Annotated in this window: 17 protein-coding genes; 3 read left to right on the forward strand and 14 right to left on the reverse strand. The window is 66.8% G+C overall.

Annotated features, from left to right (window positions below):
- The first annotated feature begins 38 nt into the window (after nucleotides 1-38).
- Entirely contained in the window at nucleotides 39-1,259 is a 1,221-nt protein-coding gene (gene ilvA, locus ACHQ4I_RS09650; protein WP_420771337.1) for a threonine ammonia-lyase, read from the forward strand.
- A gap of 117 nt (nucleotides 1,260-1,376) precedes the next feature.
- Here the strand turns inward: ilvA and ACHQ4I_RS09655 are convergent, their stop codons facing one another.
- The 5 genes from ACHQ4I_RS09655 to ACHQ4I_RS09675 form a co-directional block, all read right to left on the reverse strand.
- Nucleotides 1,377-2,351, reverse strand: coding sequence for an ABC transporter substrate-binding protein (locus tag ACHQ4I_RS09655; protein ID WP_420771338.1), 975 nt, complete (start codon nucleotides 2,349-2,351; stop codon nucleotides 1,377-1,379).
- Nucleotides 2,352-2,405: 54 nt separating this feature from the next.
- A complete protein-coding gene (locus ACHQ4I_RS09660) occupies nucleotides 2,406-3,443 on the reverse strand; it encodes an ABC transporter permease (RefSeq protein WP_420771339.1) in 1,038 nt (345 codons plus the stop codon).
- The gene (locus ACHQ4I_RS09665) at nucleotides 3,440-4,216 is read right to left on the reverse strand and encodes an ATP-binding cassette domain-containing protein (protein ID WP_420771340.1); all 777 of its coding nucleotides are present in this window, start codon (nucleotides 4,214-4,216) and stop codon (nucleotides 3,440-3,442) included. Before ACHQ4I_RS09665 ends, ACHQ4I_RS09660 begins: the two co-directional genes overlap by 4 nt.
- Before the next feature lie 116 nt (nucleotides 4,217-4,332).
- Nucleotides 4,333-5,178, reverse strand: a complete 846-nt coding sequence (locus ACHQ4I_RS09670; RefSeq protein WP_420771341.1) for a DUF4253 domain-containing protein — start codon at nucleotides 5,176-5,178, stop codon at nucleotides 4,333-4,335.
- A 46-nt stretch (nucleotides 5,179-5,224) separates the two neighbouring features.
- Nucleotides 5,225-5,548: a DMT family transporter gene (locus tag ACHQ4I_RS09675; RefSeq protein WP_420771342.1), complete on the reverse strand. Its 324-nt coding sequence runs from the start codon at nucleotides 5,546-5,548 to the stop codon at nucleotides 5,225-5,227.
- 163 nt (nucleotides 5,549-5,711) lie between these two features.
- Between ACHQ4I_RS09675 and ACHQ4I_RS09680 the strand changes: the two genes are divergently transcribed.
- The gene (locus ACHQ4I_RS09680) at nucleotides 5,712-6,380 is read left to right on the forward strand and encodes a hypothetical protein (protein ID WP_420771343.1); all 669 of its coding nucleotides are present in this window, start codon (nucleotides 5,712-5,714) and stop codon (nucleotides 6,378-6,380) included.
- 84 nt (nucleotides 6,381-6,464) lie between these two features.
- Here ACHQ4I_RS09680 and argH read toward each other — a convergent pair whose 3' ends face one another.
- The 3 genes from argH to ACHQ4I_RS09695 form a co-directional block, all read right to left on the reverse strand.
- The gene (gene argH / locus ACHQ4I_RS09685) at nucleotides 6,465-7,886 is read right to left on the reverse strand and encodes an argininosuccinate lyase (RefSeq protein WP_420771344.1); all 1,422 of its coding nucleotides are present in this window, start codon (nucleotides 7,884-7,886) and stop codon (nucleotides 6,465-6,467) included.
- A complete protein-coding gene (locus ACHQ4I_RS09690) occupies nucleotides 7,883-8,788 on the reverse strand; it encodes an SAM-dependent methyltransferase (RefSeq protein WP_420771345.1) in 906 nt (301 codons plus the stop codon). The genes argH and ACHQ4I_RS09690 overlap by 4 nt, the downstream gene beginning before the upstream one ends.
- Nucleotides 8,789-8,896: 108 nt before the next feature.
- Nucleotides 8,897-10,099, reverse strand: a complete 1,203-nt coding sequence (locus ACHQ4I_RS09695; protein ID WP_420771346.1) for an argininosuccinate synthase — start codon at nucleotides 10,097-10,099, stop codon at nucleotides 8,897-8,899.
- A 512-nt stretch (nucleotides 10,100-10,611) separates the two neighbouring features.
- Between ACHQ4I_RS09695 and ACHQ4I_RS09700 the strand changes: the two genes are divergently transcribed.
- Entirely contained in the window at nucleotides 10,612-10,764 is a 153-nt protein-coding gene (locus ACHQ4I_RS09700) for a hypothetical protein (RefSeq protein ID WP_420771347.1), read from the forward strand.
- 171 nt (nucleotides 10,765-10,935) lie between these two features.
- On the opposite strand, the gene ACHQ4I_RS09705 is transcribed toward ACHQ4I_RS09700, so the two are convergent.
- From ACHQ4I_RS09705 to argC, 6 genes are all read right to left on the reverse strand, one after another.
- Nucleotides 10,936-11,448 carry an arginine repressor gene (locus ACHQ4I_RS09705; protein WP_420771348.1) on the reverse strand — a complete coding sequence of 171 codons (513 nt, stop codon included), beginning with the start codon at nucleotides 11,446-11,448 and terminating at the stop codon, nucleotides 10,936-10,938.
- 61 nt (nucleotides 11,449-11,509) lie between these two features.
- Nucleotides 11,510-12,502, reverse strand: a complete 993-nt coding sequence (gene argF, locus ACHQ4I_RS09710) for an ornithine carbamoyltransferase (RefSeq protein ID WP_420771349.1) — start codon at nucleotides 12,500-12,502, stop codon at nucleotides 11,510-11,512.
- On the reverse strand, nucleotides 12,499-13,713 hold the full coding sequence (locus ACHQ4I_RS09715; protein WP_420771350.1) for an acetylornithine transaminase: 1,215 nt from the start codon (nucleotides 13,711-13,713) through the stop codon (nucleotides 12,499-12,501). Before ACHQ4I_RS09715 ends, argF begins: the two co-directional genes overlap by 4 nt.
- Nucleotides 13,713-14,645, reverse strand: coding sequence for an acetylglutamate kinase (gene argB / locus ACHQ4I_RS09720; protein WP_420771351.1), 933 nt, complete (start codon nucleotides 14,643-14,645; stop codon nucleotides 13,713-13,715). The genes ACHQ4I_RS09715 and argB overlap by 1 nt, the downstream gene beginning before the upstream one ends.
- Complete coding sequence (argJ, locus tag ACHQ4I_RS09725; RefSeq protein ID WP_420771352.1) at nucleotides 14,642-15,859, reverse strand: bifunctional glutamate N-acetyltransferase/amino-acid acetyltransferase ArgJ; 1,218 nt, start codon at nucleotides 15,857-15,859, stop codon at nucleotides 14,642-14,644. Before argJ ends, argB begins: the two co-directional genes overlap by 4 nt.
- Nucleotides 15,856-16,914, reverse strand: coding sequence for an N-acetyl-gamma-glutamyl-phosphate reductase (gene argC / locus ACHQ4I_RS09730; RefSeq protein WP_420771353.1), 1,059 nt, complete (start codon nucleotides 16,912-16,914; stop codon nucleotides 15,856-15,858). The genes argJ and argC overlap by 4 nt, the downstream gene beginning before the upstream one ends.
- Between the last annotated feature and the right edge of the window lie 51 nt (nucleotides 16,915-16,965).

The raw sequence follows: 16,965 nt of genomic DNA on the forward strand, positions 1-16,965 counted from the left end.
TGCCCCGAGTTCGGGGCGGAGGCTGGCAGCATGGGCGCATGGAGTTGCTTGGACTCGAGCGGATCGAGGCGGCCGCGGCGGCATTGGCGCCGGTGATTCGGCGGACGCCGGTGGTGGCGTCGCGGGTATTGTCCGAGCGGGCCGGGACGGAAGTGCGGCTGAAGTGCGAGAACTTGCAGCGGACCGGGTCGTTCAAGCCGCGCGGGGCGTATTTCCGGATCGCGAATCTGCCGGCGGAGGATCGGGCGCGGGGTGTGGTGGCCGCCAGTGCCGGAAATCATGCGCAGGGGGTGGCGTGGGCCGCGGCTTCGCTGGGGATTCGGTCGACGGTGTTCATGCCGGTCGGTGCGTCGCTGCCGAAGTTGGTGGCCACCAGGGCCTATGGGGCCCAGGTGCGCCAGGTCGGCGAGACCGTCGACGACTCGCTCGACGCCGCAATGGATTTCGCCGAGCGGACCGGTGCGACGCTGATCCATCCGTTCGATCACCCCGATATCGTGGCCGGACAGACGACGGTGGCATTGGAGATCATCGAGCAGATGCCGGAGGTCGGGACGGTGATCGTGCCGACCGGCGGTGGCGGGCTGTTGGCCGGGGTCGCCATCGCACTGCATCATGTGGCGCCGCAGGTTCGGGTGGTGGGAGTACAGGCGGCGGAGGCCGCCGCGTGGCCGGATTCGCTGGCGGCCGGTAAGCCGCTGCGGTTGACGCGGATGTCCACCATGGCCGACGGTATCGCGGTCGGACTGCCGGGTGAGGTGCCGTTCGCGCATGTCGCCGCGCATGTGCCCGCGGTGGTGACGGTGGAGGAGGACGCGCTGTCCAAGGCGCTGCTGCTGTGTCTGGAACGCGCGAAGCTGATCGTCGAGCCCGCTGGCGCCGCGGCGGTGGCGGCGCTGATGAGTTATGAGCCCGAGGAACTCGGGCTTCGGGGGCCGGTGTGCGCGATCCTGTCGGGCGGCAATATCGATCCGATGATGCTGACTCGGATCATCGGTCACGGTCTGGGTGCCGCTGGTCGCTACCTTGCTGTGCGCGTGACGATTTCGGATCGGCCGGGTGCGTTGAGCGGGCTGCTCGCAGTGGTGGGGAAGACCGGTGCGAGCGTTGTCGATGTGGTGCATTCGCGGACCGGTGGGTGGCTCGCCGTTGACGAGGTCGAGGTTTCGCTGACGTTGGAGACGCGTGGTCCGGCGCATCGCGACGATGTGCTCGCCGCGCTGGAGAATTCGGGATACACCGTGCGGGTGGAGGACTAGCTCGCCAGCTGAGCCGGCCGCAATACGCCGAGCGTGCACTTTTCGCGCGAACCCGGCGCGATTGCCTGATCCGATGGAAAAGCGCACGCTGAGCGCAGTTTCGACCGGGTTACTGCGTCAGCACTTCCGCTTGTAGAAGTACTTCGAATTCGCATCCATATCGGCCTGGGTGATCGCCACCATATCGGTCTGGATATTCCGGGTGACCGGCTTGCCCTCCAGTGCGGCCGCGGCCTGGTCGACGCCCTTCGCACCGATCCCGCCCGGATCCTGGGCGATAAGCGCCTGCACCGTACCGGCTTTCAGATCCTCTACCTGTTTCGGACTCGCGTCGAAGCCGACCAGCTTGACCTGGCCGAGCTTATTCGCATTGCGCAGTCCGGTGGCCGCGCCCTCGGCCGAGCTCAAGTTGGTGGCGAAGATGCCCGCGAGGTCGGGATGGGCGGCCAGGGTCGCGGTGACGATCGAAGCCGCCTGTGCCGCTTCGTTATTGTTGTACTGCACCCCGAGCGAGGTAATGCCCGGATAGGCCTTCACCGCATCCTCGAAACCCTGCGCACGCGCGTCGGTGGTGGAGGTTCCGGCCTTGGTGTTGATCACCAGCACCGGTCCTTTGTCGCCGATCAGCTTCGCAAGCGTCTGCGCCGCGAGTTCGCCGCCCTTCTTGTTATCGGATGCGATCGACGACAATGCGATCGAGGTGTCATCCAGTGCGGTATCGACCTCGATGATTTTGATCCCGGCATCCTTGGCCTGTTTGATCGGATTCGCCATCGCCTGCGCGTGCGTCGGGGCGATCAGGATGCCACCCGGCTTGTTGGCCAACACACCGGTCAGCACCGGAGTCTGTGCGCCCGCGTCGAATTTCGTCGGCGCCTGCGTCTCCAGCTTGTAGCCGAGTTTGCTCGCCTCGTCCTGCGCGCCGCACTGCATGGAGATGTAGAACGGTTCGTCGGCGACGCCGGGAATCAGCACCAATTTCTTGGCATCCGTTCCGCCGGAATTGTTCACCGAGCCACCACATCCCACCACCAGCGCGCCGGCCGCCGCCAGCGCGCCGATCACCACCGCGGTCCGCTTCGCCACCCTCATCTGGCTACCTCCGCCTTATTTTCTTATCGCGCAGCGTTGTAACTGCTTACCTCTCTACTTGCGGTCCCGCGCCCGGCGGCGCAGTTGGTCGAACCACACCGCCCCGACCAGAACCGCGCTCACCGCGATCGGCTGCCAGAACACCGGCACTCCCGCGATGACGAAACCCTTGCGCAGCACCGACGGAATGAAGACGCCGATGACCGTGCCGACGATCGTGCCGATACCACCGAAAAGACTTGTGCCGCCGATGACTACACCGGCGATGGCATCCAGATTGTCGGTGCCGTGTCCACCGATGGTGGTGGTACCGAAGTAGGCCAGATTCATGAATCCGGCCAGCCCGGCGAGCAATCCGGTCATCAGGTAGACCATTACGAGATGGCGGGTGACCGCGATGCCAGAGCGCCGCGCGGCCTCTTCATTGGAACCGATCGCGTAGGTGTAGCGGCCGAATCGCGTGGTGTGCAGCACCCACGCGGCGAGCAGCGTCACCGCGGTGGCCACCAGCACCAGATTGGGCACCCCACCCAGCGACGTCCCGAAACCCAGGGAATCGCGCAGTTTGTCGGGCACGGTTCTGGTGTCGACGCCACCGGTGATCAGTTGTGCCGCACCGAGTGCCGCGCCGAAGGAACCGAGTGTGACGATCAGCGGCGGGATCTTGGCCTTGGCCACCAGAATTCCGTTGAGCAGTCCCCAGATACCGCCGCCCACAACGGACATGAGGAAGCCGAGGCCGATGATCCCCCAGCCCGCCGCGGTGGCGTTCTCGTCGGGGCTCAGCCATTCCATGGTCTTCGCGCCGAGAACTCCGGCGAAGATCAGCACCATGCCGACCGAGAGGTCGATGCCGGAGGTGATGATCACGAAGGTCATCCCGACCGAAAGCACCAGCAGCACCGAGGTTTCGATGAGCAGGGTCTGCAGGGTGAAGCGGGTCGGGAAGGCGTCGGGGCGGATGACGCTGAAGGTCACGCACAGCACCACGAGTACGACACCGATCCACAGCGTGCTCGCGCCGAGAAGACGTTGCGCGACAGTGCGTTGCGGCAGATCCGTACCGCCATCGACGGCAGTTGCTCTTGTCATGCGGCGTCCTCGTGTGACAGTGCTCCGGTCATCGCGGCGACCAACTGCTCCAGCGTCGCGTCGGCGGCCACGAATCGAGCCACCCGCTTGCCGAGGCGCAGCACCTCGATCCGGTCCGCCACGGCCAGCACCTCGGGCATATTGTGGCTGATCAGCACGACGGCGATGCCCTGGTCGCGCACCTTGCGGATCACCTCGAGCACCCGCTCGCGCTGCACAACGCCCAGGGCCGCGGTCGGCTCGTCCATGAAGACGACCTTGCTCGCCCACATCACCGCACGGGCCACGGCCACGCTCTGACGCTGGCCGCCCGACAGCGCTCCGATCGGCACATCGGTGCGCTGCAAGGTGACACCGAGGCGCCGGAAGTGTTCGACGGCCTGGGTTCGCATCGCGCTCTTGTCGAGCATGCCGAGCTTGCCCGCCAGGCCGGCGCGAACCAGTTCCCGGCCGAGAAACAGGTTCGCGGCCGGGTCGAGATCGGGCGCGACGGCGAGGTCCTGGTACACCGTTTCGACGCCGAGTTTGCGGGCGGCGGTCGGCGTGCCGAGCACCGTTTCCGAGCCGTCGAGCAGGATCGTGCCGGAATCCGGTTGTTCGGCCCCGGATAGGCATTTCACCAGTGTGGACTTACCCGCGCCATTGTCGCCGATCAGCGCGACGACCTCGCCGGCGCGGACCTGAAAGTTGGCTCCCCGCAACGCCTCGACGCTGCCGTAGCGCTTCACCAGCGCTTGGGCCTCGAGTACCACTTCGCCCGCATCCGATGCCATGCCGTCACCCACGTCGACTCAGCTGAGCAAACGTCCAATCCATCGGCCGATGCTACGTTCACCGCCGCCTCTCATGGGACGAATTCGGCAAAATGCAGAGGACGCAACGAGACCGATCAGTCCCACCAGAAACGCCAGAGCTGCCGCATCATGGATTCGGCGAGTTCGTCGAGCGAATCGCGATCCTGTTCGGCCGCGTCCGAGCAGTACAGGTACCCCTCGAGAGCCTGTGCCAGCGCAGCGCCTTCGTTCAGTTCCGGCTCGTTTTCGACGCCGAGCCACAGCGTGTCCGATTCCAGCGCGACGAGCTCGCACCGGCGATCCGAGGCCGCCCACCGCCGCAGGATCACTGCGTGGTCGGCGCCATCGAGGCCGGGGTTGACCGTGCCCGACCATCGAAGTTCGTACGGAACAAGCCAGGAATTCGCGGCGGGCACCAGGGCGAGCTGATCGAACTCCTCGCAATCCTCGCGGATATTCCAGACATCGGCCCAGTCGAATCCTTCGTAGTCGTAGAGCTCGAGATCCAGATCGGCCCAGTCCGGTCCGCCGCGTGGAATCGGATCCTCGTCCGCCGACAGCTCGCGATATTTCGCCCGCAGCCAGTCCGCGCCGTCGGTCTTGGCGACAAATTCCGGAACCGACAGCTCGCGCGTGCGCTCCCAGCCGTGCTCGGATCCGGTCCGATACCACGTATCGGTCTTGGTCAGCACCGGCCACAGTCCGGTTTTCGGATGCACCGCCCGCACGTCTTGCCACAGCCCGGTCGCCGCATACCCGGGTTCGGTCGACACGACCCACACCGGCGCCCCGGACACCGTTCGCTCGACCACCGACGCCGCAGGAAGCTCGATCCCGTACGCCGCCAACGCTTCCACCGGATCATTGCCCGCGAAGGGCAACGCCGCGGGCTCTGCTTGCCGATCCACGGTAAAGGTCCCCGCCCCGAAATGTCTTCTCATGGATCGGCATTCAATAACGGCCCACCGACAAGTTGGTGCACGGGTGTTATTGCGCGCCACCTAGTTCCAGCGCCAAGACGCCGAGGATCACCAAGGCAATGCCGCCGACCTGGATCAACGTGAGCCGCTCGTCGAGGAACAGTACGCCGATCAGGGCGATGGCCGCGACGCCGACCGCCGACCAGATGCCGTAGGCGACGCCGATCGGCATGCCGCGCTTCAGCGCCTGGGCGAGGAAGAAGAAGGCCGCGCCGTAGCCGATGACCACGATTGTCGACGGGACCAGTTTGGTGAAACCCTCGGAGACCTTCAGGGATACGGTCGCGGTGATCTCGGAGGCGATGGCCAGCGCCAGCAATAGCAGGGTCATCGGCGCAGCGTAAACCGCCGGGGCTCCGGCGTCCGGTCGTGGCCGCAAGGTTTTTGGTGCCTCGATTACAAGGTCGATAGCGCAGGCTGCGGTCGTCGGATACCTGGCGATACAGTCGCGGATCCGGCACAGGGTACGGACGGTAGTCGGGCGAGGAGGAGCCATGGCCGAAGCGTCGATCGTGATCACGCTGATCGCGGGTGTGCCGATTGCGCTGATCATCACGCTGCTGGTCGTGCTGATTCCGTTGTCGATTCGCGCCGAGCGCGCCCGCAGGGCGGCGCTGTGGCAGTGGGCGACCGAGCACGGGTGGACGTTCGCGGAAAACGTACGGCCCCACTGGATATCACGCCTGCCCGGCGGCCGAAGAGAGCGCATCGGCGTGATGATGACCGGCAAAATCGGCGGCCGCTGGGTGACCGTAGCGGACTACTCCTACCAAACGACGTCGTCGAGTGGAGATACGACGACGACGCATACGCACCACTTCATCGCGGTGGTGGTGCTGCTGGATCGCCCGCTCCCCCCGACCGCCGTGCACACCCGTGGCGCGATATCCAAACTCGGTCGATCGATGTTCGGCGACAGCCCGAACGCAACGGGCGATGAGTGGTTCGACGCTCAATTCCGCATCGCCACCGCAGATCCCGACTACGGCCGCTGGCTGGTCGGCAAACCACTACGAGACGCACACGTCGCCGGAGCCGTCCCCACCTGGAGCATCGCCGGCCAAGAACTCCTAACCTACACCCCCGGCCAACTACACCACCCCGACACAATCCCCACCCTCGCCGCCCCCCTGAACCACGTGGCCGACCTCTTGGGTCGCTGAGGATCAAGATCAGGTGGAACTGGTGGCGGGGGCTTCTCGGGCGATGCCGCCACAGATTCCACCTGATCTTGATCTAGGGCGTGGTTAGGTGAAGTGGGGGCGGAGGGTGGTTAGGGTGGTGCGGATTTCGGACAGTTGGGTTGCGACCTGGGCGCCTGCGGTGCCGCCGCGGGCGTTGCGGGAGGCGATGGAGCCCTGGACGGTGAGTACGTCGCGGACCTGGGGGGTCAGCGCCGGGTCTATCGCGGCGAACTCGGCGTCGGTTAGCTCGTCCAGGCCGACGCGGCGGGCCTCGGCAGTTCGTACGCACGCGCCTGCGGCCTCATGCGCTACGCGGAAGGGAACGCCCTGCCGGACAAGCCATTCGGCGATATCTGTAGCGAGAGTGAAACCGGCGGGGGCGAGTTCGGCCATGCGGTCGGTGTGGAAGGTGAGGGTCGAGACGAGGCCCGCGATCGCCGGGAGGAGGAGTTCCAGTTGGGCGACCGAGTCGAACAGGGGCTCCTTGTCCTCCTGCAGGTCCCGGTTGTATGCCAGTGGTTGGGCCTTCAGGGTCGCGAGTAGTCCGGTCAGGTTGCCGATCAGGCGACCGGCCTTGCCGCGGGTGAGCTCGGAGACGTCCGGATTCTTCTTCTGCGGCATGATCGACGATCCCGTGGACCAGGCGTCGGCGAGGGTGATGTAGCCGAATTCCGGTGTGCTCCAGATGATCACCTCTTCGGCCATCCGGCTGAGATCGACACCGATCATCGCGAGCACGAATGCCGCCTCGGCCGCGAAATCACGCGAGGAGGTGGCATCGATCGAATTGGCCGCCGAAGCGTCGAAATCCAGTTCGGCCGCGATGGCTTCCGGATCCAGTCCGAGCGAGGAACCGGCCAAAGCGCCGGAACCGTAGGGCGAGACCGCCGCCCGCTTGTCGAAGTCACGGAGCCGATCGATATCGCGCAACAACGGATGCGCGTGCGCGAGCAGGTGGTGGGCGAGCAGCACCGGCTGAGCGGCCTGAAGGTGCGTCTTGCCCGGCATCACGGCGTCCGGATGTGCGGCGGCCTGGGCGAGCAATGCGTCGACGATATCGAGGAGTCCGGCCGCGACCCGGCGGGCCGCATCGCGCAGCCACATCCGAAACAGCGTGGCCACCTGGTCATTACGCGAACGCCCGGCCCGCAGTCGCCCGCCGAGTTCGGCGCCGACCCGATCGATCAGTCCGCGTTCCAGGGCGCCGTGTACATCCTCATCGGCCTCGGCCGGGACGAACGCGCCCGAATCCACGTCCGCCGCGAGCTGATCCAGTCCCGTCAGCATGGCGGCGAGGTCGGTCTCCGACAGGAGTCCGGCCTTGTGCAGCACGCGCGCGTGCGCCTTCGACGCGCGAATATCGTAGGGAGCCAGCGCCCAGTCGAAATGGGTCGACTTGCTCAGCGCGGCCATTGCCGCGGCCGGTCCGGACGCGAAACGTCCGCCCCAGAGCGCCCCTTCGTTGGTGCTGCCGCTCTGCGTCATCGTGTGCTGTCTCCTCCGGGTCGTCGGGCGGTGAACAAAATGTCGGTGTTCAGTTTGGCGGCGGCCGCTTCGGATACATCGCGGCCGCGGCTGCGCAGCACTTCGGCCGGGGCAGCGCGGGATACGGTCCAGCCGTGTGCGGTGAACCAGTCGATCGGATCGCTGCGGCCCTCGTCGGAGTACCACAGTGCGCCGACATCGACCGTGACGTCGACCCCGGCGGATCGTGCCTCCTGCCACGCCTTCGAGTCGGGTGCGGAACCGGTCGAGCGGTAGATCGCGACGCGACTGCCCGGTGCGCTCAATGCCACGATGTTGTCGAACAGCCGGTCCTGAGCGTCCGCAGGAAGGTAACGCAACAGTCCTTCGACCAGCCATGCGGTCGGCACGGCCGGATCGAATCCATTGTCCCGCAACGCCGCTGGCCAATCCTGGCGCAGATCCACCGCGATCGCGCGGCGCTGTGCCGCGGGCAGGAAGTCCGCGAGCGCGCTCTCCTTGAACTCCAGAACCTTCGGCAGATCCAGCTCGAAAACCGTTGTGCCGACCGGGCATTCGAGCCGATACGCCCTGGCGTCCAGGCCGGCGGCGGGGATGACGATCTGTCGGATGCCGTCGGCGGCCGCCTCCTGGAAGTAGGCATCGAGATAGCAGGTACGTGCGATCAGGGCCGAGATAATGGGTCCCATCGCCGCTATCGCGGCCTCCTCGAGATCCGGGATCTCGCCGCGCACGATGCGCGTCCACGATTCCGAACCGACGGCGGTCACCAGCACCTCGGCATACGGGTCATGGAACAGTGCGTCCGGGCGGCGGCTCTCGGCTGCTCGCATTGCCGCGACGCCGAGGGCCGTCGCGCCCACGCTCGATTCGATATCCCAGCTGTCGTCGTCGGTCCGCATAGCGCTCCCTTCGGGTCGGCCCTCGCTGCCGACCCGTTCGAGCCTAATTGTCACAGCCGGACGCAGTCCGCCTCCGGCCCGCGCGCCGAGCGCAGACGAGGCGCTCGGCTACTTCTGGTTGAGGTCGCGCCGCGCCGCGACCTTGGAGGACAGGCCGTGGATCTGCACGAAACCCTTCGCGAGGGACTGGTCGAAGGTGTCGCCCTCGTCGTAGGTGGCCAGGTTGAAGTCGTAGAGCGACTGCTCGGAGCGGCGGCCGTTGACCACGACGGAACCGCCGTGCAGCACCATTCGGATCTCGCCGGTGACGTGCTCCTGGGTTTCGGCGACGAAGGCGTCCAGCGCGCGCTTGAGCGGGGAGAACCACAGGCCGTCGTAGGCCAGCTCGCCCCAGCGCTGCTCGACCTGCCGCTTGTAGCGGCCCAGTTCGCGCTCGATGGTGACATTCTCGAGGGCCTGGTGCGCGGTGATCAGCGCGATGGCGCCGGGAGCCTCGTAGATCTCGCGGCTCTTGATGCCGACGAGCCGGTCCTCGACCATATCGAGGCGGCCGACGCCCTGGCGGCCGGCGCGGTGGTTCAGTTCGACGATGGCCTCGAGCACGCTGACCGGGCGGCCGTCGATGGCGACCGGCACACCCTTGTCGAAGGTGACGATGAGTTCGTCGGGAGCTTCGAAGTTGACCGTCGGGTCCGAGGTGTAGTCGTAGACGTCCTTGGTCGGCGCGTTCCAGAGGTCCTCGAGGAAGCCGGTCTCCACCGCGCGACCCCACACGTTCTGGTCGATCGAGAACGGCGACTTCTTGGTGACGTTGATCGGGAGCTGGTTCTCCTCGGCGAAGGCGATGGCCTTCTCCCGGGTCCAGGCGTAGTCGCGGACCGGCGCGATCACATTCAGATCGGGGGCGAGCGCGCCGATGCCGACCTCGAAACGGACCTGATCGTTGCCCTTACCGGTGCAGCCGTGTGCGACGGTGCTCGCGCCGTGGAACTTGGCGGCCTCGACCAGATGCTTGACGATGAGCGGGCGGCTGATCGCCGACACCAGCGGGTACTGGCCCATGTACATCGCGTTGGCCTGGATGGTCGGCAGGCAGTACTCGTTGGCGAATTCGTCCCGAGCGTCGACCACGATCGCCTCGACCGCACCGCAGTCCAGCGCGCGCTGGCGCACCACGTTCATGTCCTCGCCGCCCTGGCCCAGATCGATGGCGACCGCCACGACCTCGGCGCCGGTCTCCTTGCCGATCCAGCTGATCGCAACGGAGGTATCGAGCCCACCGGAGTAGGCGAGTACGACGCGCTCGGACATGTCTATGTGCTCCTCGGTTTCGTGCTTGTCTGCAGGTCGTGCCCGCAGCCGCGGGCGGTGGGCGCGGCGCGCACCGAACGCGCCCATTTCGCACGTCAGGCGGCCCACACCGTGTTGCAAATGATTATGCACGACGATGCAAGCCCATTCACCACCGGGTCCCGGTTGACTCTCCGGCCGATCCGGGACGCGGCGAGCCGCGCCTCGCTACCAGCTTGCTCCACAAATCCGAGATCAGCACTCCGACAAGCGGGTCACCATCGCAAGAGCCGCAAGTCGTGGATCCAGCCCGGGCGCGTCCGCTCGGCCCGCCGGATCCGCGCCGCGGCTGGTCATATGGCGGCTCGCGGAGCATGTACGTGCCACCGTATGACTGGCTTCGGCGGTCCGACCCGCGCGAACAGTCAACCGGGAACCATTGCTCGCCAGGCGAATTCCCAGGTCTTGGCACCCGGTTGCACCTATGTCACGCTGGAATGGGTAACTATCGGAGCGGGCGAAGGACGGACCCCATGCTGCACCTCATCGCAGGAGAATTCAGCACTCTCGGCAACGACGTCCTCGATGTAGGCCGCGCCATAGTCGACCTGATCCAAGACATCATCAATGTCGGCACGCCCGGCAACAACATGCCCCACGGCGGCGGCCAATACCCCTTCGGGTGAGGCTCGGCGGCAACCGCAGATCGCGCTCCCGAGATGGCATCGCATCCCGGTGGTTACCGCACATCCGTTGTGCCACATGTGAGGTGACCGAATACGCCGGACGACGCTTCGCGACAACCTCGGTCTCCCGATCCGACGGCATCGGCCAACGCCTGAGCGCCGTTGCTCGATTCAGGCGAGGGCCTCGATCTTGGCGGCTAGTTCCGCGCCGGTGAGGGGTTCGCGGGCGATGACGGCGATGGTGTCGTCGCCGGCGATGGTGCCGACGACGAAGGGCAATGCGGCTCGGTCCAGGGCGCTGGCCAGATAGTGGGCGGCGCCTGGCGGGGTGCGCAGGACGGCGATATTGCCGCTGGCGTCGGTGGAGACGAGCAGATCGCCGAGGAGTTTGGAGAGGCGGTCGGTGCCGCCGGTGACGCCGCGGACGGGGCTGCCGTCTTCGGGCACCACGTAGACGCCCGCACCGCCGTCGGCGGCGCGCAATTTCACCGCGCCGAGTTCATCGAGGTCGCGGGAGAGGGTGGCCTGGGTGGTTTCGATGCCTTCGGCGGCGAGCAGTGCGGCCAGTTCGGTTTGGCTGCGGACCGCGTGCGCTGTCAGCAGTTCGATGATTCGGGACTGGCGACCAGCGCGGGTGCGGGCAATAGCGGGGGCGGATTTGCCCGCGTCGGGTTGGACGGTCATGACCACGCCTCGCCGAAACGTATCGCAGCTACCAAAAGTGCTGCGCTACAGCGTCTGCCGCTCACCGCACATCACCTCGCCTGGCCAACAGCCACACCAGCAGCGCCTTCTGCGCATGCAGCCGGTTCTCCGCCTCGTCCCACACCACACTATGCGGTCCGTCGAGCACGTCGTCGGTGATCTCTTCGCCACGATGGGCCGGAAGGCAATGCAGCACAACGACATCCGGCTGCGCCTTGGCGAGCAGATCGTCATTGAGCTGGAACGGACGGAATGGGCCGACGCGGTCGAGGCCGTCGTTCTCCTGCCCCATCGAGGTCCAGGTGTCGGTCACCAGAGCGTCCGCACCCGCCGCCGCGGCGACCGGATCGCCGGTGAGCGTGATGGTCGCACCCGTCTCGGCGGCCCGCTTGCGTGCGGCCTCCAGAATCCACGGCAGCGGCTCGAAACCCGTTGGCGCGGCGATGGTTACATTCAAGCCCGCGGTCACGCCGCCGAGCAGCAGCGAGTGCGCCATATTGTTCGCGCCGTCACCGAAGTAGGTGAGATTGCGGCCGGTCAGGTTGCCCTTGCGCTCGATAAGGGTCTGCAGGTCGGCGAGCACCTGGCAGGGGTGGAACTCGTTGGACAGCGCATTCACGACCGGAACCGTCGCGGTGGCGGCCATTTCGTCCAGACGCACCTGTTCGAAGGTCCGCCAGACGATCGCGTCGACGTAGCGCGAGAGCACCTTGCCGGTGTCGCCGAGGGTTTCCTCGCGGCCGAGCTGGGTGTCGCGGCCGTCGACCACCACGGCGTGTCCGCCGAGCTGAGCGATGCCCATTTCGAAGGAGAACCGCGTGCGGGTGGAGTTCTTCTCGAAGATCACCCCGACCCCGCGCGGCCCGGCCAGCGGCCGGTGCGCGAACGGATCCTTCTTCAATTCGGCTGCGAGCGCGAGGATTTCGGCCTGCTCGGCGGGCGTGACATCGTCGTCGCGCAGGAAGTGGCGGACCTGCCCACCCGTCTCCCGGCCGTCACCCTTCATCGAATCGCTGCGCAATGCTGTACTCATTTCGCCCCCTTGGCGTCCGCGATCGCACCTTCGAGGATCTCGGGCAGATCACTGACGAAATTATCGGACTGGGTCTCGGTGAGCACCAATGGCGGCGCGAGCCTGATGATATTGGGCTTGGGCGCATTCACCAGATAGCCCGCCTCCCGGGCGCGACTCTCCACCTCGGCCGAAAGGTCATCGGTGAGCACGATGCCGAGCAGCAGACCGGCGCCGCGCACGTGATCGATCAGCGGATGCTCGAGCAGTTCGATGCCATCGCTGAGCCGCTTGCCGACGGATTCGACGTGGGCGAGCAGACCGGTCTCATCAATCGTCCGCAGCACGGCCAAAGCCGCCGCGGCACAAACGGCATTGCCACCGAATGTGGTGCCGTGCAGGCCGGGGGTCAGCAGGTCGGCGGCCGGTCCGGTGGCCAGCACCGCACCGATCGGCAGCCCGCCGCCGAGCCCCTTCGCCAGGGTGATCACATCCGGCACAATGCCGAATGCCTGGTGCGCGTAGAACTTTCCGCACCGGCCGATACCGGTCTGTACCTCGTCGAGCACCAGCAGCGCACCATGGCGCGCGGTGATCTCGCGCGCCTTCACCAGATAGTCGATGGGCGGCACGACAACGCCGCTCTCCCCCATGATGGGTTCGAGGAATACCGCCGCGGTGTCCTCATCCACAACCGCCTCGAGCGCCGCGGCGTCGCCGTAGGGCACGTGCACGACACCGGGCGGCATCGGCTCGAACGGCGTGCGCTTGGCGGGCTGGCCGGTGAGCGCGAGCGCGCCCATGGTCCGGCCATGGAAGGCCTCGTCGGTCGCGATGATCTTGCGCCGCCCGGTCAGCCGCGCCATCTTGAACGCCGCCTCATTGGCCTCGGTGCCGGAGTTGCAGAAGAACGCGCGGCCGTGCCCGTCCCCGAATTCACCGTCGCCGAAGTGCGCGAGCAAGCGCTCGGCCAGTTCGATGACCGGCTGGTTGGCGTAGATATTCGAGGTGTGCCCCAGCGTGCCGAGCTGCTGGGTGACCGCCTCCAGAATCGCCGGATGGGCGTGGCCGAGGCTATTGACCGCGATGCCGCCGAGAAAGTCGAGGTAGCGCTTGCCGTCCGCGTCGTAGACCACCGCGCCCGCGCCGCGCACCAGCGCGACCTTGGGCGTCCCGTAGTTCTTCATCATCGCGGCGGACCACCGCTGTTGCAATTCTGCTGTCTCGCTCATCATTTCGTTCCGTTCAGTGTGTCCGCCGCGCTCGTGGGGAGCGGGGCGGGCGTCACCATCGTTCCGATTCCTTCTCCGGTGAACAGTTCCAACAGCACCGAATGCGGGACCCGACCGTCGATGACATGCGCGGTCGGCACCCCGCCCTGCACGGCGCGCAGGCAGGCTTCCATCTTGGGCACCATGCCCGCATCCAGACGCGGGAGCAACTCGGCCAACTCGGCCGCGTCGATGCGTGAGGTGAGCGATGAGCGGTCCGGCCAGTTGGTGTACAGGCCCTCGACGTCGGTCAAAATCACCAGTTTCTCCGCGCCGATGCCCTCGGCGAGTGCGGCTGCGGCGGTGTCGGCATTGATGTTGTGCACCACACCGTCGGCGTCCGGGGCGATGGTCGAGACCACCGGAATGCGTCCGGCGTCGATGAGGTCGAGCACCGCGTCGGCGTTCACCTCGGTGACATCGCCGACCAGACCGATATCGGTCGCCTCGCCGTCGACATCGACGGTGCGCCGGGTCGCGGTGAACAGCCGCGCGTCCTCACCGGAGATGCCGACCGCGTACGGACCGTGCGCGTTGATCAGCCCGACCAACTCCCGGCCGACCTGACCGAAAAGCACCATCCGCACCACATCCATCACCTCGGGTGTGGTGACGCGGAAGCCGCCGCGGAATTCACCTTGCAGACCGAGCTTTTTCAGCATCGCGCTGATCTGCGGTCCGCCGCCGTGCACCACCACCGGATGCACGCCGACGGTGCGCAGGAATGCCATATCGGCCGCGAAGGCCTGTTTGAGGTCCGCGTCGATCATCGCGTTGCCGCCGTACTTGACGACCACGATCTTGTCGCGGAACTTCTGCAGCCAGGGCAGCGCGTCGGCCAGGACGTGCGCCTTGTCCAATGCCGAAAGTTCCTGCACCGCATCGCTTGTCATGAGCTGTAGGCCGAATTCTCTTCGACATAGCCGTGCGACAGATCGGTGGTGCGCACGGTGGCCGTGCCGGCACCGATATTCAGTTCGATCCGCACCTCGATATCGGCGCCGGACAGATCGACCTCGCGCGCGCCCGGTGCCCCGACACCGTCGACGCAGACCGGATTTCCGTTGAATGACACCGAGATCCGATTCGGGTCCAGGGTGATCGGGGCGATGCCGACGGCGGCGAGCACCCGGCCCCAGTTCGGGTCGGAACCGAAGAGCGCGGTCTTGACCAGGCTGTCGCGGGCGACGGCGCGCGCCGCGATCAGCGCCTCGTCCTCGGATACCGCACCGGCGACGGTGATCAGCACCCGCTTGGTCACACCCTCGGCATCGGCCATCAACTGTGCGGCCAGATCGTCGCAGACCGCGAGCACGGCCGCGTCCAGTTCCTCCTGCGACGGTGTGACCTCGCTGGCGCCGTTGGCGAGCAACAGCACGGTGTCGTTGGTGGAGCAGGAGCCGTCGACGTCGAGCCGGTCGAAGGTGAGCCGGGTCGCGTTGCGCAGCGCGCGATCCAACTGTTCGGCGCTGGCGACCGCGTCGGTGGTGAGCACCACCAGCATGGTCGCCAGCGAGGGCGCGAGCATGCCAGCTCCCTTGGCCATGCCCCCGACATTCCATTTGTCGCGGTGATGGAAGGCCGATTCCTTGGGCACGGTGTCGGTGGTCATGATCGCGTGTGCCGCATCGAGACCGCCGGACAGGCCGCCGCCCATCTCGTGCACGATCTCGGTGACGGCCGGGATCACCTTGTCCATCGGCAGCCGGTCGCCGATCAAACCGGTTGAGCAGACCGCGATTTCGCCCGCACCGGTCTCGGTGCCCCAATTGCTCAGCGCCTTGGCCAATTCCTCGGCGGTCTGGTGAGTGTCCTGGAAGCCGCCGGGACCCGTACAGGCATTGGCCCCACCGGAATTCAGAATCACCGCGCGCAGGCGGCCGCCGGTCAGCACCTGCTGCGACCACAGCACCGGTGCGGCCTTCACCTGGTTGCGGGTGAAGACGCCCGCGGCCGCGTACTCCGGACCCTCGTTGAATACCAGTGCCAGATCGGGTTTTCCACTGGCCTTGATGCCCGCGGCGATACCCGCCGCCCGGAAACCGAGCGGTGCGGTCACGCCCTGGGTCCGGACCAGCTTGCCAGCCGTGGTGTCGATGGTCGTCACGGTGCCACTCCTACGGTGGAAAGTCCTGCGGTCTCGTCGAATCCGACGGCCAGATTCATGGATTGCACCGCGGCGCCCGCGGTGCCCTTGGTCAGGTTGTCGATCGCGCCGATCACCACGAGCAGTCCGGCGTCGGTATCCACCGCGACCTGCAGAGTGACGGCGTTGGAGCCGAGCACCGAACCCGTCTGCGGCAGTGTGCCTTCCGGCAGCAGGTGCACGAATGGTTCTTCGGCGTAGGCCTTTTCATAGACGGCGCGCGCCTGCTCGGCATCGACTCGGGTCGGGGCGGTGCACGTCGCGAGAATGCCCCGCGGCATCGGCGCCAAAACCGGGGTGAACGATACGGCGACCTCGGTGCCACCGGCGGCCTTCAGGTTCTGCGCGATCTCCGGGGTGTGCCGGTGCGCGCCCGCGATGCCGTAGGCCCGGGCCGAACCCATCACCTCCGAGCCGAGCAGGCCGATATCGAGTTTGCGGCCCGCGCCCGAAGTACCGCTCACCGCGACCACATTCACGTTCGGCTCGATGATTCCGGCCGCGATCGCCGGTGCCAGCGCGAGGCTGGCGACCGTGGGATAGCAGCCGGGCACGGCGATCCGGCGGGCGCCACGCAGTTGATCCCGCCCGCCGGGCAGTTCCGGCAGCCCGTACGGCCAGCTGCCCGCGTGGGCGCTGCCGTAGTACTTCTCCCAGGCCGACGCGTCGGTCAGCCGGAAATCGGCGCCGCAGTCGATGATCACCGTGGATTCCGGCAGCTGCTCGGCGATGGCGGCGGACTGCCCGTGCGGCAGGCCGAGGAAGACGATGTCGTGACCCGCCAGCTCCTCGACCGTGGTCGGCGCGAGCACACGATCGGCGAGCGGCAGCAGATGCGGCTGGAGCTCCCCCAGCGCGGTGCCCGCATTCGACCCCGCGGTGAGCGCCCCGATGACGAGGCGTCCGTCGCGGTAGGCCGGATGGCCCAGCAATAGGCGCAGCACCTCACCGCCGGCGTATCCACTCGCACCGGCCACCGCAACCCGCAAGACAGGGTTGCCCGACGAATCAACCATGTGATGATTATGCACGATTATGCAAGCCCATTCATGAACGGGGTACCGCAT

Origin of the sequence: Nocardia nepalensis, assembly GCF_048910785.1 — a bacterium.
In the GTDB taxonomy this organism is placed as follows: domain Bacteria; phylum Actinomycetota; class Actinomycetes; order Mycobacteriales; family Mycobacteriaceae; genus Nocardia; species Nocardia nepalensis.